Source organism: Microvirga lupini (assembly GCF_014191055.1).
GTDB classification, from domain to species: domain Bacteria; phylum Pseudomonadota; class Alphaproteobacteria; order Rhizobiales; family Beijerinckiaceae; genus Microvirga; species Microvirga lupini_A.
This window is the reverse complement of the sequence record NZ_JACHWB010000011.1, coordinates 58,057-77,258: the sequence shown is the minus strand read 5'-3', so window position 1 is coordinate 77,258 and position 19,202 is coordinate 58,057. Positions and strand designations below refer to the sequence as shown.

At 62.7% G+C, this 19,202-nt stretch carries 17 protein-coding genes; 6 read left to right on the top strand and 11 right to left on the bottom strand.

Going from position 1 to position 19,202, the window contains the following annotated elements; all coding sequences use genetic code 11:
- The first annotated feature begins 83 nt into the window (after window positions 1–83).
- The gene (locus tag FHR70_RS22775) at window positions 84–1,013 is read left to right on the top strand and encodes a ring-cleaving dioxygenase (RefSeq protein WP_183454537.1); all 930 of its coding nucleotides are present in this window, start codon (window positions 84–86) and stop codon (window positions 1,011–1,013) included.
- 105 nt (window positions 1,014–1,118) lie between these two features.
- Entirely contained in the window at window positions 1,119–1,727 is a 609-nt protein-coding gene (locus tag FHR70_RS22770; protein WP_183454535.1) for an alpha/beta hydrolase, read from the top strand.
- A 54-nt stretch (window positions 1,728–1,781) separates the two neighbouring features.
- On the opposite strand, the gene FHR70_RS22765 is transcribed toward FHR70_RS22770, so the two are convergent.
- The 3 genes from FHR70_RS22765 to FHR70_RS22755 all read right to left on the bottom strand — a co-directional run bounded on the left by FHR70_RS22765 (window position 1,782) and on the right by FHR70_RS22755 (window position 4,900).
- Window positions 1,782–2,867 carry a PLP-dependent cysteine synthase family protein gene (locus tag FHR70_RS22765; RefSeq protein ID WP_183454533.1) on the bottom strand — a complete coding sequence of 362 codons (1,086 nt, stop codon included), beginning with the start codon at window positions 2,865–2,867 and terminating at the stop codon, window positions 1,782–1,784.
- A gap of 111 nt (window positions 2,868–2,978) precedes the next feature.
- Window positions 2,979–3,713: an SGNH/GDSL hydrolase family protein gene (locus FHR70_RS22760; protein WP_183454531.1), complete on the bottom strand. Its 735-nt coding sequence runs from the start codon at window positions 3,711–3,713 to the stop codon at window positions 2,979–2,981.
- A 20-nt stretch (window positions 3,714–3,733) separates the two neighbouring features.
- Window positions 3,734–4,900, bottom strand: coding sequence for an OpgC family protein (locus FHR70_RS22755; protein ID WP_183454529.1), 1,167 nt, complete (start codon window positions 4,898–4,900; stop codon window positions 3,734–3,736).
- Window positions 4,901–5,136: 236 nt separating this feature from the next.
- Between FHR70_RS22755 and FHR70_RS22750 the strand changes: the two genes are divergently transcribed.
- The gene (locus FHR70_RS22750; protein ID WP_183454527.1) at window positions 5,137–5,406 is read left to right on the top strand and encodes a hypothetical protein; all 270 of its coding nucleotides are present in this window, start codon (window positions 5,137–5,139) and stop codon (window positions 5,404–5,406) included.
- A gap of 67 nt (window positions 5,407–5,473) precedes the next feature.
- Here the strand turns inward: FHR70_RS22750 and FHR70_RS22745 are convergent, their stop codons facing one another.
- The 3 genes from FHR70_RS22745 to FHR70_RS22735 all read right to left on the bottom strand — a co-directional run bounded on the left by FHR70_RS22745 (window position 5,474) and on the right by FHR70_RS22735 (window position 11,146).
- The gene (locus FHR70_RS22745) at window positions 5,474–7,006 is read right to left on the bottom strand and encodes an acyl-CoA carboxylase subunit beta (RefSeq protein WP_183454525.1); all 1,533 of its coding nucleotides are present in this window, start codon (window positions 7,004–7,006) and stop codon (window positions 5,474–5,476) included.
- A 202-nt stretch (window positions 7,007–7,208) separates the two neighbouring features.
- Complete coding sequence (locus FHR70_RS22740; protein WP_246408463.1) at window positions 7,209–7,991, bottom strand: ATP12 family chaperone protein; 783 nt, start codon at window positions 7,989–7,991, stop codon at window positions 7,209–7,211.
- Between the two features lie 74 nt (window positions 7,992–8,065).
- Window positions 8,066–11,146 carry a tetratricopeptide repeat protein gene (locus tag FHR70_RS22735; RefSeq protein WP_183454523.1) on the bottom strand — a complete coding sequence of 1,027 codons (3,081 nt, stop codon included), beginning with the start codon at window positions 11,144–11,146 and terminating at the stop codon, window positions 8,066–8,068.
- Between the two features lie 342 nt (window positions 11,147–11,488).
- On the opposite strand from FHR70_RS22735, the gene FHR70_RS22730 reads away from it, so the two are divergent.
- Window positions 11,489–13,264 (top strand): glycosyltransferase family 2 protein, encoded by a 1,776-nt coding sequence (locus tag FHR70_RS22730; RefSeq protein WP_210277755.1) that lies wholly within the window; start codon window positions 11,489–11,491, stop codon window positions 13,262–13,264.
- On the opposite strand, the gene FHR70_RS22725 is transcribed toward FHR70_RS22730, so the two are convergent.
- Both FHR70_RS22725 and FHR70_RS22720 read right to left on the bottom strand, forming a co-directional pair.
- Window positions 13,261–13,590, bottom strand: coding sequence for an STAS domain-containing protein (locus FHR70_RS22725; protein WP_210277754.1), 330 nt, complete (start codon window positions 13,588–13,590; stop codon window positions 13,261–13,263). The two genes, FHR70_RS22730 and FHR70_RS22725, sit on opposite strands and share 4 nt — an antisense overlap.
- On the bottom strand, window positions 13,587–14,378 hold the full coding sequence (locus FHR70_RS22720; protein ID WP_183454519.1) for a PIG-L deacetylase family protein: 792 nt from the start codon (window positions 14,376–14,378) through the stop codon (window positions 13,587–13,589). Before FHR70_RS22720 ends, FHR70_RS22725 begins: the two co-directional genes overlap by 4 nt.
- A 324-nt stretch (window positions 14,379–14,702) precedes the next feature.
- On the opposite strand from FHR70_RS22720, the gene FHR70_RS22715 reads away from it, so the two are divergent.
- Window positions 14,703–15,167 carry a hypothetical protein gene (locus FHR70_RS22715; protein ID WP_183454517.1) on the top strand — a complete coding sequence of 155 codons (465 nt, stop codon included), beginning with the start codon at window positions 14,703–14,705 and terminating at the stop codon, window positions 15,165–15,167.
- Between the two features lie 5 nt (window positions 15,168–15,172).
- Here FHR70_RS22715 and FHR70_RS22710 read toward each other — a convergent pair whose 3' ends face one another.
- Genes FHR70_RS22710 through FHR70_RS22700 form a run of 3 tightly spaced genes read right to left on the bottom strand, consistent with a single transcriptional unit; the run spans window position 15,173 to window position 17,965 of the window.
- A complete protein-coding gene (locus FHR70_RS22710; protein ID WP_183454515.1) occupies window positions 15,173–15,616 on the bottom strand; it encodes an ATP-binding protein in 444 nt (147 codons plus the stop codon).
- Window positions 15,617–15,648: 32 nt separating this feature from the next.
- Window positions 15,649–15,984, bottom strand: coding sequence for an STAS domain-containing protein (locus tag FHR70_RS22705; RefSeq protein WP_183454513.1), 336 nt, complete (start codon window positions 15,982–15,984; stop codon window positions 15,649–15,651).
- A complete protein-coding gene (locus tag FHR70_RS22700; RefSeq protein ID WP_183454511.1) occupies window positions 15,971–17,965 on the bottom strand; it encodes a SpoIIE family protein phosphatase in 1,995 nt (664 codons plus the stop codon). The genes FHR70_RS22705 and FHR70_RS22700 overlap by 14 nt, the downstream gene beginning before the upstream one ends.
- A 73-nt stretch (window positions 17,966–18,038) precedes the next feature.
- On the opposite strand from FHR70_RS22700, the gene FHR70_RS22695 reads away from it, so the two are divergent.
- On the top strand, window positions 18,039–19,076 hold the full coding sequence (locus FHR70_RS22695) for an endo-1,4-beta-xylanase (protein ID WP_183454509.1): 1,038 nt from the start codon (window positions 18,039–18,041) through the stop codon (window positions 19,074–19,076).
- Window positions 19,077–19,202 lie beyond the last annotated feature (126 nt).

Below are 19,202 nucleotides of genomic sequence, written 5' to 3'. Positions count from 1 at the left end.
TCCGCACTTCATCCAAGCTTGGTGGTACTTATTTCCCAGGCAACGCAGCGCAAACCCGCGCTTGCCCGTTAAGGAACGCACCCATGCGGCACCACGGCATTCATCACGTCACCGCCATTGCAGGACCGGCCCGTCGCAACCTCGATTTCTACACCCGCGCGCTCGGCCTGCGTCTCGTCAAGAAGACGGTCAACTTCGACGATCCCGGCACCTACCACTTCTATTTCGGCGATAGCCTCGGTCAGCCGGGTTCGATCCTGACCTTCTTCCCCTGGGAGCACGTTGCGCCCGGACGCAACGGCGTCGGCACGACCCAAGAGACGGCCTTCCGCGTGCCCGAGGGTTCCCTGGGGTTCTGGATGCATCGCTTCATCGAGCAGGGCGTCGAGCACGGCACCGTGGAAAAACGCCTCGGCCAGAGCGTGCTGACCTTCAAGGACCCGCACGGCACGAGCCTTTCGCTCGTCGGCATCCCGAATGCCGAAACCGAGGAGGCCTGGACTGTGGACGGGATCCCGGCGGAGCATGCGATCCGCGGCCTGGAGGGCGTTACGCTCCTCGTCGATAATGGCGAGCGCACGGGAGCAATCCTGACGGACGTGTTCGGCTTCACCGAGACGGCCCGCGACGGCTCCCTCGTCCGCTACAAGACGGGCGCGCTCATGGGCAGCACGGTCGACATCCGATCCGCCGGCGGGTTCCTGCCGGGCCGGATGGGCGGCGGCTCCGTGCATCACGTGGCCTTCCGCGCCAAGGACGATGCCGATCAGGCCGAGATGGTGAGGAAGCTCGCCGAGAACCACGGCTTGCAGACCACGGAACAGAAGGACCGCAACTATTTCCGGTCCGTCTACTTCCGCGAGCCGGGCGGCATCCTGTTCGAGATCGCCACCGACGAGCCGGGCTTTGCCGCCGACGAGGCGCAGGAGCGTCTGGGCGCTGAGCTGAAGCTTCCGGCGTTTCTGGAAGCGCGCCGAAGCGACATCGAGTCTCGGCTGCCTGAGTTGGCCTAACCCAAAAAACCTCTCTCCCAGCGCAAGTCAGGTGCTCCTGACTTGCGTTCTTCAAGTGGACCTCGGGAACACCCGAGATCCATGGGAGAGGGACAGGAGAAACCCATGACCGAATTGTCCTTCATCCACCGCTACGAGCCCGCTACGGATCCGTCCCGTCCGCCTCTCCTCCTCCTCCATGGCACGGGTGGCGACGAGAACGACCTTCTCGGTCTCGGCCGCATGATCTCGCCCGGCTCCGCCCTGCTCTCCCCGCGCGGCAAGATCCTGGAGAACGGCATGCCCCGATTCTTCCGGCGACTCGCCGAGGGCGTGTTCGACGAGGAGGATGTGAGGTTTCGCGCCAACGAGCTGGCTGACTTCGTCGCTGAGGCGCGCAAGGCCTACGAGCTTGAGGCCCCTATTGCGGTCGGCTTCTCCAACGGTGCCAACATCGCCGCCGGCATGATGATGCTCCGCCCGGAAGCCCTGTCCGGCGCGGCGCTGCTGCGGGCCATGGTGCCTCTGTCCCAGTCGCCGGCGGTGGATCTCGCGGGCAAGCCGGTGCTGATGATCTCGGGCGCCATGGACCCGATCATTCCGGCGGAGAACTCGAAGCGCCTTGCTGCGTCCCTGTCCGCATCAGGCGCTGAGGTCCAGCACGAGATTCTGCCGGCAGGTCACAACCTGTCCCAGACGGACTTGCAGCTGCTGGTGAAGTGGTTCGGTGAATAGTCGCCCTTCAGCACCTCCACCGTCATGGCCGGGCTTGACCCGGCCATCCACGTCTTATGGAGCGGTAAGGATCCCAGTCTCAAAAAACCGTTCCATCGCCTCTTCGGCCGGATTGATGTCGATCCCGCGACATGCGAGCCAAGCGTCGTCGAAATGCGTGCTGCGGTAGCGCTCGCCGGAATCGCACAGAAGCGTTACGACGGAGCCCGTCTCGCCGTTCTTCACCATCTCGCCGACGATCTGCGCCACGGCCCAGAGATTGGTGCCGGTGGAGCCGCCGCAGGAGCGGCCGATGCGGCGCGACAGAACCCGTGCGGCCGCGATGCTCGCCGCATCCGGCACGGCAAAAGCGCGGTCGATGAGTTCCGGCACGAAGGACGGCTCGCAGCGGGGGCGGCCGATGCCTTCGATCACCGATGGCGGTCCTGAGACGGTGCAGACCTCCCGGTCGGCCAAATGCCGATGGAACACGGAGGCCTCGGGATCCGCGAGGCACAGCCGCGTCGGCAGGCGGCGGTAGCGGATGTAGCGTCCGAGCGTCGCCGAGGTGCCGCCGGTCCCAGCTCCCACCACGATCCAGCTCGGGATCGGGTGCTCCTCATGGGCCATCTGGCTGAAGATGGATTCGGCGATGTTGTTGTTGCCGCGCCAGTCCGTCGCCCGCTCGGCATAGGTGAACTGATCCATGTAATGGCCGCCGAGTTCCTCGGCCAAGCGCGCGCTCTCCGCATACATCTCGGCGGGTGAGTCCACGAAATGGCTCTCGCCGCCGTAGAAGGCAATCTGCGCGATTTTCTCGGCGGACGTGGAGCGCGGCATCACCGCGATGAAGCGCAGGCCCAGCATCCGGGCGAAATACGCCTCCGACACGGCCGTCGACCCGCTCGATGCCTCGATGATGGTAGTGTCCGGTCCGATCCAGCCGTTGCAGAGGCCATAGAGAAACAGCGACCGCGCCAGACGGTGCTTCAGGCTGCCCGAGGGATGGGTCGATTCATCCTTGAGATAGAGTTCGACGCCCGGAACAGCCGGTAGCGGCACGCGCAGCAGATGCGTATCCGACGAGCGGTTGAAATCCGCCTCGATGATCTGGATGGCGGTGGAGACCCAGGAGCGGGCACACGGCGTCTTGTGGGGCATGGTTCGATGGGCCTCGCGAACGCATCCGGCCGGGACGATCCGGGCCGGGCATGTTCGGAGAACGCCTTATCCGAGGTCGGCTATTCAGTGCAACGGTTGAGGCATCCCGCCCTACGGCATGGCAGCGGCCGTCACGGCACGGTTCGGTGTCTCGGAAGGGGCCACCATGGATTGGAGGCTGTCGGCCAGCAACTGAGCCATGCAATCATAGCCGCGGTCGCCCATGTGGAATCCGTCGCCCGAGAGCATGGAACTTAAGGTATCCGGTGCCTTATCGCCCCAGGCCTTCATCAGGCGGTAGCGGGAGAACACCGGCACCTTCTCTGCGGCCCCGGCGGTGCTGACGAGGCTGACGAAGCGCTCATAGCGGCCGAGATCCTTGATGGCTGGAAAATACTGCTGGTCGACGAGAAGGACCTCAGTGCCGGCGGCCTGAGCGGCATCGATCCCCTGACGCAGGAAGTCCGAGAACCGCCCCTCGTCCCCGCCCCTGACAGCATCGTTCGTGCCGACCTGCCAGATGACGAGATCCGGCTTGTCCTCCTTGAGCAGAGCGGCCTCGAGACGCCCTAAGGTCTCCGGGATTGTCTCTCCGCCCTTTCCGGCATTCTCGATCAGAACCGTGCCCTTCCAGACTCGGGTGAGATCCGCCTGAAGCTGGACCGGATAGGAAAAAGCCGGAGAGGATGCCCCGATGCCCTCGGTAGAGGAGGAGCCGATTGCCAGGATTCGGACAGGCTCACCTTTCTTCAGCCGCGAAGCCAGCCGCTCCATCTTAGCCTGAACGGACAACACCGGCTTGGCGCCGGGGCAGCCCGCACCGTCCGCCAAGACGGAAGAACTCATACCGATTATCAGGAGGGACGCTAACGCGGAAGTTGCCCGGGTGAAACCGACACGAGGCCAGATTGTCCGGCGCGCTCCAGCTTGGGAGCGGTCGAGCCCTTCTTTTTCCATTCGAGATATCGTGCCAGTCCGAGGAGTCCGAGGATGCCGAAGAGGGTGAATACCATACCCACGACATGCGGACTAGCGGAGGACTTGACGGCCGCCAGCGTCATCATGACCTCCCCGGCGGCACTCAGAACGGAACCGACCGCAAAGACCGGCAAGGCGTTGCGTCCAAGGCGCGCCATCTCGGCTCCGATCGTGGTCTTCTCCAGCACCTGCCCCATCCGAAGCTGCGTCACCACATAGGCAAGCGCCAGGAAGTGCAGCATGCGACCAAGCCCGAGATCGCTCTTGATGAGGTCGACGTTGACGAAGGCACTCCAGAGCAGATCCGGGTAGAGGCCGAAGGCATCGGTCATGACGATTGTCGATGCGACAAGGAAGGCTACAGCCCCTGCAAACACGAAGCGCTGGTAGGCCACACCCGGCCGAACCAGGAAAGCCCCGGTGTAGATCCCGATGGTGAACAGAAGCTGCCAGGCAAAGGGGTTGAAAAACCACCGTCCCGGCTCGGGCCAGCTCGGGAACGCCAGCACGTCCATGCGCGCCAGCACATAAATCCCGATCGAAACGGCTGCGGCCAAAGCCACGTGAATTCGCAGGAGGATCATCGCCACCGGCGCCCAGAGCATCAGGGCGATGTAAAGAGGCAGGATGTTGAAATAGCCAAGCTGATGGCCGAGCAGGAGAATACCCGTGATGCCCCGCGCCGTGTCGTCAAACACGGCGCCGCGGCCATGAGCCTCCAGCATCCCGATATCGTTACTGATCACATAGCCGACGGAGAATAGCGCCACCGCTGCGCCGGTCATGATCAGATGCATGCGGTAGAGTTCGAAAGACCGCCGGAAGCACCGCCTGATCACGCCAAGGACATCGCCCTTCGGCAATCGCGGATAATAGACCAGCGCAACGGAGAGGCCCGAAATGAACACGAAGGCTTCGGCTGCGTCGGAGAAGCCGTAGTTTCGCGGCGTCAGGTGCTCAAGGATGTTCCCCGGAATGTGATTGACGAAGATGATGACGAGGACGAGTCCGCGCCAGAAATCGATCACCGTGTTGCGGCCGCCTTTGGCGTGCATTCCCGATCCTCAAGAGTTTTTAGGTGACGGCAGAACGCCGGAAACGGCTAAGGGATCCGATATGCGTCATCAACTCTTCGAGACGGATTCGGTCCATGATCGGGTATCACAATTCCGCGACTCCGAGGCAAGCGTGACAGAGCACCACGCATAGTGGTTTTGACGATCAAGGGCACGCGCGCTAGAGCATTGAGCCCTGTTCCCACATGTCCCTCAAACACCGAGAAGGAACGCTCGTGCGAAGCACCATCGTCGCGCTTTTCGTCGTCACGTCCATGGCTGCCGCAATTTCGGTTGGAACGGCACGCGCTGAAGAAACACGTTCTCAACATCGAGAGTGGATTCGCAAGCTGGAGACGCCGGGAGGCACGTTTCCCTATCTTCTCGAGATCGAGGCGGAACCTGCTGATTCATCACCGACGACGCCGAGGGGAACAGCGCCGCAGCACAGGAGCTGGCTGAGAAAGCTTGAAACGCCGGGCGGGACGTTCAACTCCTCACTCTAAACAGCAAGACAGCCCTGACACAGGGTATCAGGGCTGTCTTCTCCGCGTGAGCAGCAGCTCGCTGTTCTTAGAGCGGGATGTTGTCGTGCTTCTTCCAGGGCCGCTCGGTCTCCTTGTGGCGCAGCATCGCAAGCGCCCGCGCAATCCGGCGCCTCGTCGAATGCGGCATGATCACCTCGTCGATGTAGCCGCGCTCCGCTGCCACGAAGGGTGACATGAAGCGGTCCTCGTATTCCTTGGTGCGCGCCGCGATCTTGTCCGCATCGCCGATGTCCTGGCGGAAGATGATCTCCACTGCGCCCTTGGCGCCCATCACGGCAATCTGGGCGGTGGGCCAGGCGTAATTCACGTCGCCGCCGATGTGCTTTGAGGCCATCACGTCATAGGCGCCGCCGAAGGCCTTGCGCGTGATCACCGTCACCAGCGGCACGGTGGCCTCTGAATAGGCAAACAGCAGCTTGGCGCCGTGCTTGATCAGGCCGCCATATTCCTGCGCCGTGCCCGGCAGGAAGCCCGGCACGTCCTCGAAGGTGACGATCGGGATGCTGAAGGCATCGCAGAAGCGCACGAAGCGCGCCGCCTTGCGGGACGCGTCCGAGTCGAGCACGCCCGCCAGCACCATCGGCTGGTTGGCGACGAACCCCACCGTGCGGCCCTCGACGCGGCCGAAGCCCGTGATGATGTTTTTGGCATACGACTCCTGGATCTCGAAGAAGTCGGCCTCGTCCACGACCTTCAGGATCAGCTCCTTCATGTCGTAGGGCTTGTTCGGGTTGTCCGGGATGAGCGTATCGAGGCTCTCGTCCGTACGGGCTGGGTCATCGAAGCTCGGAATCTCCGGCACGCCGTCCATGTTGTTGGCGGGCAGGAAATCGATGAGGCGGCGCACCTGCAGCAGTGCCTCCACGTCGTTGTCATAGGCTCCGTCCGCCACCGACGACTTGGTGGTGTGCACCTTGGCGCCGCCGAGTTCCTCGGAGGTTACCGTCTCGTTGGTGACGGTCTTCACTACGTCGGGGCCGGTGACGAACATGTAGGAGCGGTCGCGCACCATGAAGATGAAGTCGGTCATGGCGGGCGAATAGACGTCGCCGCCGGCGCAGGGGCCCATGATGACGGAGATCTGCGGGATGACGCCCGAGGCGATCACGTTGCGCTTGAACACCTCGCCATAGCCGCCGAGTGCCGCCACGCCCTCCTGGATGCGGGCGCCGCCGGCATCGAACAGGCCCACGATGGGGGCACGCATCTTCAGCGCCATGTCCTGGATCTTGGTGATCTTCTGGGCATGGGCCTCGGAGAGAGAGCCGCCGAAGACGGTGAAATCCTTGGCGAAGACAAAGACCGTTCGGCCGTTGACGGTGCCCCAGCCGGTCACGACGCCGTCGCCGGGGATCTTGGCCTTGTCCATGCCGAAATCGGTGGAGCGGTGCTCGACGAACATGTCGAACTCCTCGAAGGAGTTCCTGTCGAGCAGGAGCTCGATGCGCTCCCGGGCGGTCAGCTTGCCGCGGGCGTGCTGCGCCTCGATGCGCTTCGTGCCGCCGCCCAGACGGGCCTGCGCGCGCCGCTCCTCAAGCCGTTCGAGCATATCTTTCATGGCTGGACCCTGACTCCCGGGAAAAATGATCCTCCGCTTAGCACAGCCGTGCCGGTGCCAAAATCCCACTATGGGTGTGTGCTCCACAGTACTTCTCAAACCGGCCGGAGCAGGTTGGAGCGATATGTTCCTATATTTCAAAGACTCATAGGACCTGATACAGAGGCCTGAGCCGCCAAGGCGTGTCGCACTGGTGGCTTTTTCATGCCTGCGTCAGACGATAGACCAGGGACGCGGCCCTGAAATCGGCCTCACGCCGCCGGCGGCGCTCCACCGCCTCGTAATCCTCGCCCCAGACGCTTTCCTGGTAGAGTTCGTCCACATGGGCGGCCGCCCAGGCCTGATCCTCATCGAGATGGCGTGCCGCATGGGCAAGGGCGATCAGCACCGAGCCGGACAGGGTCGTCATCACATGCAGTGCGGCGAGCGCAAACGGCGATCCGATCTGCTCAATGCCCCGGCGGATGGCTGCGACCGCCTCTTCGGGCTGGGTCACATGCATCACGCCCTCGCCTAAGGTAAAGCGGGCACCGTGGGCTTCCCTCACCCAGTCAAGCACCGGGCTCCAGGCGGCATCCTGGGACTTAGCTAGGCGCTCGGGTTCGCCGGCGCGGTAATAGACGAGGTCCGACCCTGCATAGCGCACGAGATCATCGACCACCTCGGCCTTTCGAGGCGCGACGCCGTCGATGGCGGAGTTGACGATGCGGGTGACCGGCATGGTGGAGGGATCGATCTCGCCCCCCTGCCCCTGCCATTCCTCCGCCAGGGCTTTAGCCAATGCCCGGGAGGGCACGGCCAGCGCCTGCTTGCTCGGCGTCTTCGCCGTGCGGCCGTCGAGAGTCAGATGAAACAAGCCATCCCGCTCTTCGACTCCGGCTTCCTTGTAGAAGCGCTTCGGCAAGGTCGGCTTCATGCCAGCCTGAGCGGCCCGCATGGGGTTGGGTTCCTCGTCCGAGGGGAACCAGTCGCGTGAATCTGTCATGGGGCGAAAATAGTCGCTCTCTTCGCGATCTGCGAGGGAGGTTGCGAAAATTCCTGAAGCTCGGAAGTCCCCTCCTACCACCGGATCCTCAGTTCACCTCCCACAGACCAGCGGCTGAACGGCTCGTCGTCCACTCCGGTATCGAAGTTGCCATCGTTCTCTGACGAGCGTGCGTACGACAGGAGGTGACTTCCATAAAGTGCGAAGGTTACCTGCGAGGTGAAGTCGTAATTCAGGCGTGCGGAGGCATAGGACACGAAGCCCCCTTCGCCCGGCTCGCTCCAGCCGTATCCGGCGGCGCCCTGAAGGTCGAACCACCATCTCTCGGCCAAGGGACCGTAGAAATGGACGCTCGCCTCCAAGGACTGGTAGCGCTCGGGATTCCAATATCCGTTGTCGAGGACCTCTGCGAACTCGAAGGCTGTGTAGCGCGCCCCCAGCCAGAAATAGGGGTTGGCCGTGAACCGCTTGGCGAACTCGACCTGCCCCCAGACGCGCTCATTGCCATCGGAATAATTGCTGTAGATCGCCTGGGCGGCAAAGCGGGTCGCATTGTCCGGCGTCACGAGAACCTTGAGGCCGAAATCGTTCGCCAACACGTCGTTCACGATCGAGTAGGTGTCCTCGTCAGCGTAGCGCCGGGCCAAGTTCAGGTCGAACCGGAGCAGGTCGGACCGGATTAGGCTCAAGATCGTTTCGTGGGTCAGCGTGACGTCCTGATCGTCATCCCCGTCCGGCCGGTTGCGCCGCAACTCGTCCTCGAAGTTCAGGAAGATCGACGACTTGAACTCGACATGGTCGCCGAACCTGTGCTGACCCGCGATGCCGATGCTGGCTATGTCGACGCTCGGAAAATCGCCGCCCCGGAATCGCAAGAAGCGGGCCTGAGGTCCGAGCTTCGTCAAGCCATCGTTGAGGGTCATCTCATGCGAGGCCTGCAGAGCCCAGATCCCGAGATCGTCCGAGCGGCGGGCATACCAACTCTCGATGCGGGTCAGAGGCCGGCGTTCGAGATAGAGCTGATCGAGGAGCGTCAAGGCTCCGGGATCACCGGGCTTCTGCACTAGCACGGCCTTCGCGTAGTCCTCCGACAGGTCCGGGCGCCCCATCTCCCGGCGGGCCTGGGCGGCAATGAAGAGAGTGGCGGGGTTCCGGTCGCCGCCCGCGATCAGCGGCTCGACACGCGCCAGGGCTGCCCTCGGCAGTCCCATGGACCTCTCAGCCGTCGCAGCGCCGCGGATCGCCTCCACATTGCTTGGCTGGAGTACGAGAACCACCTCGAAATCGACCAGGGCAGCCTTGTGCTCCGTGATGTCGTTGAGAGCGTTGCCTCGCCCGATGAGCGCATCGACGTCGTTTGCGTTCGATGCGAGGATCTCGCTGAAGACCGGGATTGCAAGCTTTTGCTGACCGCTCCAGGCCAGCGCACGGGCGAGCCCGAGCCGGGCGTCCCGCCTCTCCTGCGCGGTCAGATCGGCGCGCTGCAGCACTTCCTGGAACAGCGGAATGGCTCTCAGGGGCTGACCTGCATAGAGCACCTGCTCGGCATATTCCCGCAGCAGCTCCCGGCGGCGCCCCGGCATGACAGCCAACGCGCGCTCGAAGAGGTTCACCGCGTCCGCATTGCGGGCCTGTCCAGCAGACTGACGCGCCGCGCCGACAAGAGCATCCGAGAACGCCTTGCGGGCTTCCTCGTCGCGCGGGTTCTCGCGGAACAGAGGCTGCCACGCAGCAATGGCCTCGCGGAACTGGTTGCTCCAGAGGAACGCGAAGGCAAGGCCGCGCCGCACGCGCCGGCGCTCCACCTCCGGGCGCTGGCCATCACGCAAAGCCTCCCGGTACAAAGGGACGGCGCCCGCCGGATTACCCGAATAGGCGACCTGATCGGCGTATTCCGGCAGGAGTTCCTGCCGTCGCTGCGGGGCAGTCTCGATGGCCCTGCGGAAGAAGGACGCGGCATCGGCATTGCGGGTGCGTTCGGCCGCCTGCCGGGCGGCGCCCACATAGGCGTCTGAGAGCGTCTTGCGGGCCTCCGCATCGCTCCGGTCCGCTTGCAGGATGTCGCCCCAGGCCTCAATCGCCTGCTGGAACTGGCTGCTCCACAGCAGCGCGAATGCCAACGAGCGGGTCGCCTGCTGACGTTCCGCCGGGGAGAGATCCCGACGCGCCAGAACCTCGCGATAGACGGGAACCGCCCTGGCCGGCTCTCCGGAAAAAGCGAGCTGGTCGGCATATTCGCGGCCGACCGGTCCCCGCTTGGAGGGATTGAGGGAGATCGCTCTCTCGAAAAGCGAAGCCGCTTCCTTATTAGCGCCTCGTCCCGCCGCTTCGCGGGCCGCCGCGATGGCTGCGTCTGCGGGCGAGACTGGGGCTGCTGCTGGCGCCTGTTGAGAGGGAGCTGCTTGAGAGGATTGCCCTGCCTGCGCACGGCCTCTTTCGACGCCGGCCCGGGCTTCTGCCAATCCCTGCCGGACCTGAGCGTCGTCCGGAGCTCCCCGAAGCTCATTCTCAAGGGCTGGCATGGCGGCAGGAAATTGGCCGCTCCATAGGAGAGCGAAAGCCAACCCACGCCTCAGGCGGCGCTGCTGGTCCTCGGGACGGCTGCCATTTCGCAGGGCCTCCTGATAAAGCGGCACGGCCTGAGCCGGTTGACCGGCATAGGCGGTTTGATCCGCAAGCTCCGGCAGCAGCTCCTGGCGGCGCTGAGGGGCCGTCTCGACGGCGCGGCCGAAAAGCGCCATGGCGTTCGCGTTGTCGGAGCGCTCACCAGCCTGGCGGGCAGCCCCGACCAAGGCATCGGACAGAGCCTTCCTGGCCTCATCGCTTCCTGGGTCTGTCCTCAGGCGGGCCTCCCAGGCCGGGATCGCCTCCTGGAACCGGCTGCTCCACAGGAGAGCGAAGGCCAGCCCACGCTCAGCCCGTTCCCGGTTGGCGGCATCAAGCGCTGGGTCGGCCAGACGTTCGCGATAGAGAGGCACGGCGTCCGAAGGCCGGCCGGAATAGGCAACCTGATCGGCATATTCGAGCAGGAGCTCGTTCCGGCGTTCAGGAGCAAGATTGATGGTCTGCCCGAAGAGCCGGGCGGCCTCCCGGTTGTCGTTGGTCGATGCTGCCTGCCTAGCCTGCTCCAAGACTTCCTGGGCAGATTGAGCCAAGGCGGGTGACCCAGCAAGCCCGAACCCGCAGAGGAAAACGAGGCTTGCGAACCGGATACGAAGGGCAAGCCTACGCTTATACATCGTCTCAGAATCTCGAATCACAAATTCAGGAGGGGCAGTATCTGGATTTTGCCCTTATGGCAGGTAAAGTTCGGATCTGGCGAGAGCCTCGCCGCACTGAACTTTCTTTCCTAGAAAATAGCCTATTCTTATCCCCAGACCAGAGGCATCTCGCCTCCAGCCGATCTCCCGGAGACGTCTTTCTTGTCCCGTCCCTTGTCCCGCTTTCAGAGTCAGACTCCCTGGACTCCCCTTCCGTATTCACCCTGGCATGAAACTTTGTGGCAGTTTCTCTGCGCGGCGAGTCTTGTCTTCGGTGCGTGGTATATCGGCTGGCGGTGGCTCTACTCCATCAACTACGACGCTCTCTGGTTCTCGATTCCGCTCCTCATCGCCGAGACGGGCTCCTTCCTCGGCCTCGTCCTCTTCACGGCGAATCTCTGGAGCGCCCGCTCCCCGGTACGCGCGCCTCTTCCGGTCACAGTCCGCGACTGCACCGACGATGCGGACGTGCCCGACAGACCCGTTTCCGTAGACGTTTTCTTCGCCACCTATAGCGAGGATCCTGAACTCGTTCGGGTTGGCCTGCAGGCGGCCAAGAAGCTCACTTACCCCTATCCTATCGATCTGCGGGTTCACGTTCTCGACGATGGCAAGCGCCCGGCCATGGAGGCGGTCGCACGGGAAGAAGGGGTGAACTATCTCACCCGCTCCGACAATGTGGGCTTCAAGGCCGGCAATCTCAGAAATGCCATGACCTCCACGTCCGGAGACTTCATTCTGATCTGCGATGCCGACATGCATCCGTTCCCGACGTTTCTGGAAGAGACGCTCGGCTATTTCAGAGATCCGAAGGTCGCCTGGGTACAGACCCCGCACTGGTTCTACGACATCCCGCCAGGAGTGCCCTTGCCGGCCGCGCTGGGACGCCGTCTTGGCGCTTTCGGCCGAGGCGTCGGCAAGGCCTTCGAGCGCGTCTTCGGACCGGTACAGGTCGGAGAGGATCCGTTCGCCAACGATCCACAACTGTTCTTCGACGTCATTTTGCGTCGGCGGAACTGGGCGAATGCGAGCTTCTGCTGCGGCGCAGGCTCGATCCATCGCCGCGAAGCCGTCATGGAGGCAGCTCTTCGCCAATGGTCCGATCAGGTCGCAGCGGCAGCCGGACGCAATGAAAAGGCCGCCCGCCAGCTGACCGGCGAGCAAGCCATCACCGATTCGATCAGCGATGTCATGCGCTGGCAAAGTGCCCTGGAAGAAGAGTTCCAGCCCTACAAGTTCCACGTATCCGAGGATATCTACACGTCCATCGTCCTGCACAGCGACCGGGAGCGCGGGTGGAAATCGGTTCTGCATCCGGTTGTCCAAGCCAGGATGCTGTCGCCCAACGACCTGCTGAGCTGGACCATCCAGCGCTTCAAATATGCGGGCGGCACCCTGGACATTCTCGCCCACGACAATCCGTTGTTCCGTCGCGGGCTGACGCTGTCGCAGAAGCTCATGTACGGGTCGACCTTCTACTCGTACCTGTCTCCGCTCTGGAACATCATCTTCCTGATATCGCCCATCGTTTTCCTGTTCTCAGGCGTCGCTCCGGTTTCAGGCTACTCGCTCGATTTCTTCGTGCATATCGCGCCGTTCCTGTTGCTCAACGAGTTGTCGCAGCTCGTCGCCATGTGGGGCAACTCGAACGCCAAGGGCCGCGCCTGGTACCTCGCGATGTTTCCGCTGAATCTTCAGGCGCTCTGGGCCGTCGTCCGAGGTAAAAAGATCTCGTTTCCCGTCACGCCCAAGGACCGGCAGGTCGGAACCTATGGCCGGCTCGTCAGATGGCAGATCGCGCTGGTGGTCATCACCATGGCCGGTCTTGCCTGGGGTTGGGCGGCCTATGGAATGGGACGCGAGGGCTATACGCTTGGGGCGATGATCGCCAACACCCTCTGGGGTTTCAGCAATGCCCTGTCGATGATCCCGGTGATCCGAGCCGCCTATTGGCAGCCCGATCCGGAATTCGAGGCTGCCATCGTCGAAGGCGCGCTGCCAGAAGCGTCTTAAGCCCAGACCTCGTCAAGGGTGTCGGAGGTGACGAACACCCTATCAAGTGTCGTCAGGCGCAGCAGACGCTGCGCCTGCGAGTTGGGCGCGACAAGGCGCAGATCGCCCTCGGCTCTGCGGGCGGCCTTGAGGCCGGACACCAGGGTCCCTAGACCGGTGCTGTCGATGAACGAAACCTCAGACAAATCAACCGCGAGACGGCTCCTGCCGTCAGCCACGGCGTCCTTCAGGCGCGACAGAACATGAGGCGCAGCAGCGGCGTCCAACCGCCCTGACAGGCGGACGAAGGCAATCCCCTGCTCCCTATGCTCCATTTCAACCATCATCTTTGACCACCATGCGGATGAACCGGCCAGAATCGCTCAGCGGGGCCGAGATTGCTGCCGGTCTCTAGCGCAAAATCCGTGACGGTCTTCCTAAAATCCGAAGTGAACCGGAAAATCACGGGAACCTGGGATCGGTAGCAGGCAATCGAGTCGAGGCGCTTCTGAAGGGTTTTGGCAATGGGCACGATGACAGGTTCGCCCACAGCATCGCCTAGTATGGTCAGGCGCGCTTCAACACCGGCAGGCGTGTGGATCGCGTAAGGGCAATCTTCATAGGCATAGACCTTAACGCCCGCGGCTGCGAGGTGTCGTCCAGTCTCGAAAACAAGCTGGTGATCCACGTGGGAGCCGATGCCCAAGGGAACGTAGACCTGCGTGCCCTGACGCCACTCAGGCAACTGGCGAATTTCTTCTGCCAGATGAGCGGCGAGTTCCCGCTCCTCTGGTTTCAAAGCGCCGAAAAGTTCGGGATCGGACTGGTAGCGCTCGCCACGGTAAATGGCATCAGGCAACCCGAGCCAGCGGACCGATGAGCCCAGCGCGCGGGCTGCCTCCGCATCCTCGGCACGGCGGACGGCCAAGACCTGCTCCGCATCCTTGACCTTCCACCGCGCATGCTTCCAGGCGGCGAACTCCCCTATCATCTCGTCAACCAGCTCACCGGCAAACACCGTGACCATGCGTGGCTCATGTCCACCTTCTGCCAGAAGCGCCAAAGTCCCACCACAGGAGAGCGGAACATCATCGTAATGCGGCTGGATGAAGAGCGATGGTCCGAACTCCAACATACTCACAGGCCTGCTTCACTCACTTTGAGAGATCCTTTCCGCCCAGCTTGAACCCGGGGCCCTCCCAACCGGTCGGGCCAGCGAATCGTCCCAGTGGCATAGTCGGACCGGAGGGGTATCACACTAGGATACGGCTGCCGATCATGGCTTTATGACCGGGCACTAAATGATACTTTCTTTCAGAAAAGCAAGGGATCCCTCCTTGCCCCAGTCAGGCGCCAAGCATCTCTCTTGCCTTGTCGGGCACTGGGCGATTAGGTTTCGGACCACTTCCAACGGCAAACCCGTGTCGTAGCGCGTATCAAGCTTACCGGAGGCTCAACGTTGACTTTCAGAGAAGGCCTCCTCAAGGCCCGAGGGCAGATTACCTTCATCGCCGCGCTGGTGATCTCGACGGGAATCATCATCTATCTCGAGACGCTCGATACGGAAGAGCAGATCCAGGGTCGCGTTACGACCGAACTTGCTCGCCAGCGGAATGCTCCCCCGAACATTTCCCCTGCGGTGGAGGCAAGGGTGAGAGCCAATCTTCAACGGTCGGAAGAGATTTATGCCACGGAGCCGAGTGCAGCAGCCTCGCGAGCGGCTTTGCTGACATCCGTGGCGTCTGCCGTTCAGCTCAGCATCCTGAGGCCCGAGGACGGATTGGCACGGGCGCAGAGAATTATCGCCGACATGGAGCGCCAGACGGGCGAGGTCACCCCGGTGCTTGTCTCCGCCTTGGGAGCCGCGGCGGTCGCTTTCCCGTCCCTGCAGGACAGGATCGCAAACCTCGCCTCAGCATCGTAAGCTGCTCATTCCGAAAGAGGAACGACCCGCTTGACCATGCGCAGGCGGTTCTCGGATCCGCTCGAATGATACTCGACCTCATCCATGTTCATGCGGATGAGCGCGAGGCCCATGCCACCCTCCGGGATGCCGTCAAGATCGGTTTCGTCGAAGTCGAAACGGTCCTCCGAGGCTGTGTCCAGCACCTGAGCGGGCATGGGGGGAGCATGATCGATGACCTCGATCACAACCTGATCGGCTTGAAGCCCAACCGCCACCTGGACGTCCTTGCCACGCTCCCCATGGTACCCATGTTTGATGACGTTGTTGATGGCCTCGACGAGGCTGAGCTCCACGGCGTCCTGATCGTCAGAACTAAGCAGGTCCTGGCACAAGGCTCGAACGGCTCGGGCGAGGAGCGATACCTTGTCGAGATCGCTGTCGATGGAGAGGCTGATGGAAGACACCATCGTGGGTCTTTCTGCGCTCGGGCTGTGATGAATCAAGCGGAAAGCTGTTCGACCGCGGTATCCACATTCGGGTGAAGGGCGAAAACCCGATCCATGCGGGTCAGGGTGAACAGGCGACTGACGGCTCCTGTGGCACCCGCAACCGCCAGGCTGCCCCTTGGCCCGAGGCGCTTGAGGCAGCTGACGAGCGCGCCAAGGCCGGAGCTGTCGATGAAATCGACCTGGCTCATGTCGAGAACGATCTGGTTCTGTCCGGCGTCGATGCACCGTGTCATCTCGTCTTTGAATGCCGGAGCCTTGCTGGCGTCGATCCGCTTCTCCTCAACCCGGACGACGAGAACATTATCGCGTAGATCAGTGGACAGCATTCGCAGGGATCCTTTCGGGTAAGCGCTCCAGCATGAGAACGCTCAAGTCGTCGTCCAGGGTTTCAGAGCCTCGCCAGTTCCGCAAGACGTCGTTGACCCTGTCCAGCAGAGCGGAGCTTGGGTCATTCGCGGCATCGCGCACGAGCGTGCGCAAGCGGGTTTCGGAGAATTGCTCGCCGTCCTGGTCCTCGGCTTCGACCAGCCCGTCAGAGTAGATGAAAAGCCGGTCCCCTGGGCCTAGGTCGAACTCAATCTTTTCATAGGAGGCCGCAGGCAGCATCCCGACAGGAAAACCTCCATCGCCGATCACTTCGATGGCCCCATCGGAGCGGATCACCAGAGGCGAAGGATGCCCCGCCTGGATGATGCTGGCGCGCTGAGTGCGGGAATCGATCTCACCCAGGATCATGGTGAAATACGGCAGATCCTCAGGCCATTCCTCGTTGATCTGGACGGCGATTTCCTCCAGCGGCGTTCCCTGGGTTCGCGTCAGGATGGCCTGCGACAGGGCATGGTGGCAGGCAACCGAGACCAACGCCGCCGCCGCTCCATGGCCGGCGACATCGACCTGGAAGAACCCGACAGCTCCATCCGTGCGCCGCACCACATTATAGGTGTCGCCGGCGATAAGGCTCGAGGGACGGAACAGCCCGTGATATTCCACGCCGTCAATCCGGGAGGACGGCGGCAGCATCGTCTGTTGGATGACGGCAGCGGCCTCAAGATCCTTCTGGAGCTGGCTGTAGGCATCCCGGAGACGGGCATGCAGGATCTGCTTCTCGTTCTGTGTTCTCTGCCGCTGAATGGCATTGGCCTTGAAGACCCGCAGCGCGTCGTTCATCTCGCCGATCTCGTCAGCCCGGGCGAGGCGCGGCAGGGGGATTTCCAGGTCGTTGTCAGCAAGCCTGAGCATGGCCTGGCTAAGGCCCTCCAGGGGGCGGACCACCCGCCGGCGGACGACAAGGATGCTGGCGAGCACGGCAGCAGCCCCCAGCAGAAGCAAGGCAGACCACAGGGCGACAGACCTCTTGGCACGGCTGAGCTCCAGCTCAAGCCGCTCCCTAGAGCTTTGCAGGAGTTCACGCTGCATCAGCGCGACGTTGCTCAGGGCCCGCTCCGTCAAGTCGTACCATTCCTCAGGGCCCAGTGTCGGCGGCACCTTTCCGAGGAGTGATGCCATCAGGGTTCTTTGAAGCGGCGCGAAGGTCGCGCTGTAGCTGTCGTGAGTTCTGGTGACGCTTTCCTTGACGGTCGCGCTCAACGGGACGGCCATCTGACCGTCAATGAGCTCCCAGGCGAGTTCCGCCCGGCCTGCGTTTTGGCTGATGGCATCGATCTCGAGACCTCCCACTTCAGCCGGGTTGCCGAGAGCGCGGCTCATCAGCGCCTGGTTCCGGGCGATGCTCTCGCTGAGGATTGCCGCATAGGCTCTCAAAACGGCCTCGGTTCTGAGCACCGGGTCGAGCGGCCTCTCCCGCTGTAGAATGGTCATCCGGGACGATTGCAACTCCTCCACGAGCCGCGTGGCCTCTTGGAACCAGCGTGGGGCAAACTGTTCGCCCCTCATGCCCTCCGCAGGTCCGAGAAGGTCATCTGCCTGTTGTCGCAGGTTCCCGAGCTCCTGGCGAATGCGCGAGAGGATGGTCAGGCTGTTGCTGGTGTTGCTCAAGGAGGCTTGGGTAGCCGTGACATCACGCTCTGCGGCGTTCAACAGGTCGTCCACCTGTCGCCGCACGTCGCGCAGCTCCGCAACGCTGTCGGCCTCGTTCCTTTGCCCGATCAGCAGCACATATGTCTGGCTGCGCTCGTTTGCGAGGGCTGCCGTCCCGAGCAGAAGTCGTTCGCGGACCGTATTCGACGCCTCCAGCCTTTCCGAGGTTTGATATCCGAGCAGTTCATCACGAATCTGAACCGCAACGGCGATCAGTAAGGCAGCCCCGAGGAACGCCGTCAGAAGCAAAAGGATGTGGCGGATCTTCATGGAAGAGGTCTACAGCGGGATCGCGTTGGACGGAAGGTTGTCTGTGATATTATTCCCGGATGAGGAATGAATAATGCACCATGGGCTTGAGAAGAGCAGCTTGTCGAGCGCTGCGGCTCGAAACACTTTGCTTTTCGGCACTGGTCTTTGCACCTCCGACCTTCTGTCGCAACCTCTCACCCGCGCAATTCTGCGCGATTGTTCTATTGTTACGCCAGAATATGAATTGAAATGGGATGCCATCTGCCGGGATCCAGACCTCCCCGACTACTCGGCCGCCGATCAATTGATGTCCTTTGCATCCGACAACAACTTGGCCGTCCACGGACACACGCTTTGGTGGCACGAGGCCGTTCCGCCCCTGCTGGGGACCAGCTCCGAGGATCAGTTCCGGGACGCTGCACTGGACCACTTGAGAGCAACCATGACCCGATATGCCGGGCAGCTGCATTCCTGGGACGTCGTGAACGAACCGCTGGAACCTGCCGATGGCCGGGCGGACGGCCTGCGCGTGACGCCCTTTCTGTCAGCTTTCGGGCCTGACTACATCGAGACCGCCTTCCGGCAGGCATCTGCCCTCGATCCCAAAGCCGTTCTCGTTCTCAACGAGATGGGGCTCGAATACGCCTCACCGACGGCTGAGCGGAAGCGACGGCAGATGCTCGCCTTGCTCGAGCGGGAAAAAACCAGGGGCACGCCGATTGCCTGCCTGGGCATCCAGTCCCACCTGACCGCCCTGGAGCAGCCCCGGGACCATCCAGATCTTCGAGCCTTTCTTCGGGAGGTCCGGGCCATGGGCCTGAGCGTCATGATCACCGAGTTGGACGTGTCCGATCACCTTTGCCCCCAGGACCGAAGGCAGCGCGACGCCCTCGTGGCTGAGACATATAGGGCCTATCTGGATCTCGCCTTCGAAGAAGCTGATGTCCTTGCCGTGAGCACATGGGGGTTGTCTGACGACCGGACCTGGCTGAACAGCTTCCGTCCCCGACCCGACGGCGCCCCGCAGCGGCCGCTCCTCCTTGATCGGGCCGTCCGAAGAAAACCGGCTTGGCACGCTGTCCGGGATGCTCTTCTGAACGGACGACGAGCCGGCGCCAGGATCCAATGAGCCCCCACCATAGGAACTGATTAACGCAGGTAGGTTACTAAGGATAGGATCGGCTTACGTTCGTCCCAAAACGGACTATACACCGACTGAGCACTGACTTTCCGTCTGACATTACATTACGAATGA

What these genes read in the sequence shown, in the direction of transcription:
- FHR70_RS22760 (WP_183454531.1), bottom strand. Translation starts at nt 3,713, where the DNA reads ATGAGTTCTTCCGTCTTGGCGGACGGTGCGGGCTGCCCCGGCGCCAAG.
- FHR70_RS22720 (WP_183454519.1), bottom strand. Translation starts at nt 14,378, where the DNA reads ATGTTGGAGTTCGGACCATCGCTCTTCATCCAGCCGCATTACGATGAT.
- FHR70_RS22745 (WP_183454525.1), bottom strand. Translation starts at nt 7,006, where the DNA reads ATGAAAGATATGCTCGAACGGCTTGAGGAGCGGCGCGCGCAGGCCCGT.
- FHR70_RS22765 (WP_183454533.1), bottom strand. Translation starts at nt 2,867, where the DNA reads ATGCCCCACAAGACGCCGTGTGCCCGCTCCTGGGTCTCCACCGCCATC.
- FHR70_RS22775 (WP_183454537.1), top strand. Translation starts at nt 84, where the DNA reads ATGCGGCACCACGGCATTCATCACGTCACCGCCATTGCAGGACCGGCC.
- FHR70_RS22770 (WP_183454535.1), top strand. Translation starts at nt 1,119, where the DNA reads ATGACCGAATTGTCCTTCATCCACCGCTACGAGCCCGCTACGGATCCG.
- FHR70_RS22700 (WP_183454511.1), bottom strand. Translation starts at nt 17,965, where the DNA reads ATGAAGATCCGCCACATCCTTTTGCTTCTGACGGCGTTCCTCGGGGCT.
- FHR70_RS22695 (WP_183454509.1), top strand. Translation starts at nt 18,039, where the DNA reads ATGCACCATGGGCTTGAGAAGAGCAGCTTGTCGAGCGCTGCGGCTCGA.
- FHR70_RS22740 (WP_246408463.1), bottom strand. Translation starts at nt 7,991, where the DNA reads ATGACAGATTCACGCGACTGGTTCCCCTCGGACGAGGAACCCAACCCC.
- FHR70_RS22705 (WP_183454513.1), bottom strand. Translation starts at nt 15,984, where the DNA reads ATGCTGTCCACTGATCTACGCGATAATGTTCTCGTCGTCCGGGTTGAG.
- FHR70_RS22725 (WP_210277754.1), bottom strand. Translation starts at nt 13,590, where the DNA reads ATGATGGTTGAAATGGAGCATAGGGAGCAGGGGATTGCCTTCGTCCGC.
- FHR70_RS22710 (WP_183454515.1), bottom strand. Translation starts at nt 15,616, where the DNA reads ATGGTGTCTTCCATCAGCCTCTCCATCGACAGCGATCTCGACAAGGTA.
- FHR70_RS22755 (WP_183454529.1), bottom strand. Translation starts at nt 4,900, where the DNA reads ATGCACGCCAAAGGCGGCCGCAACACGGTGATCGATTTCTGGCGCGGA.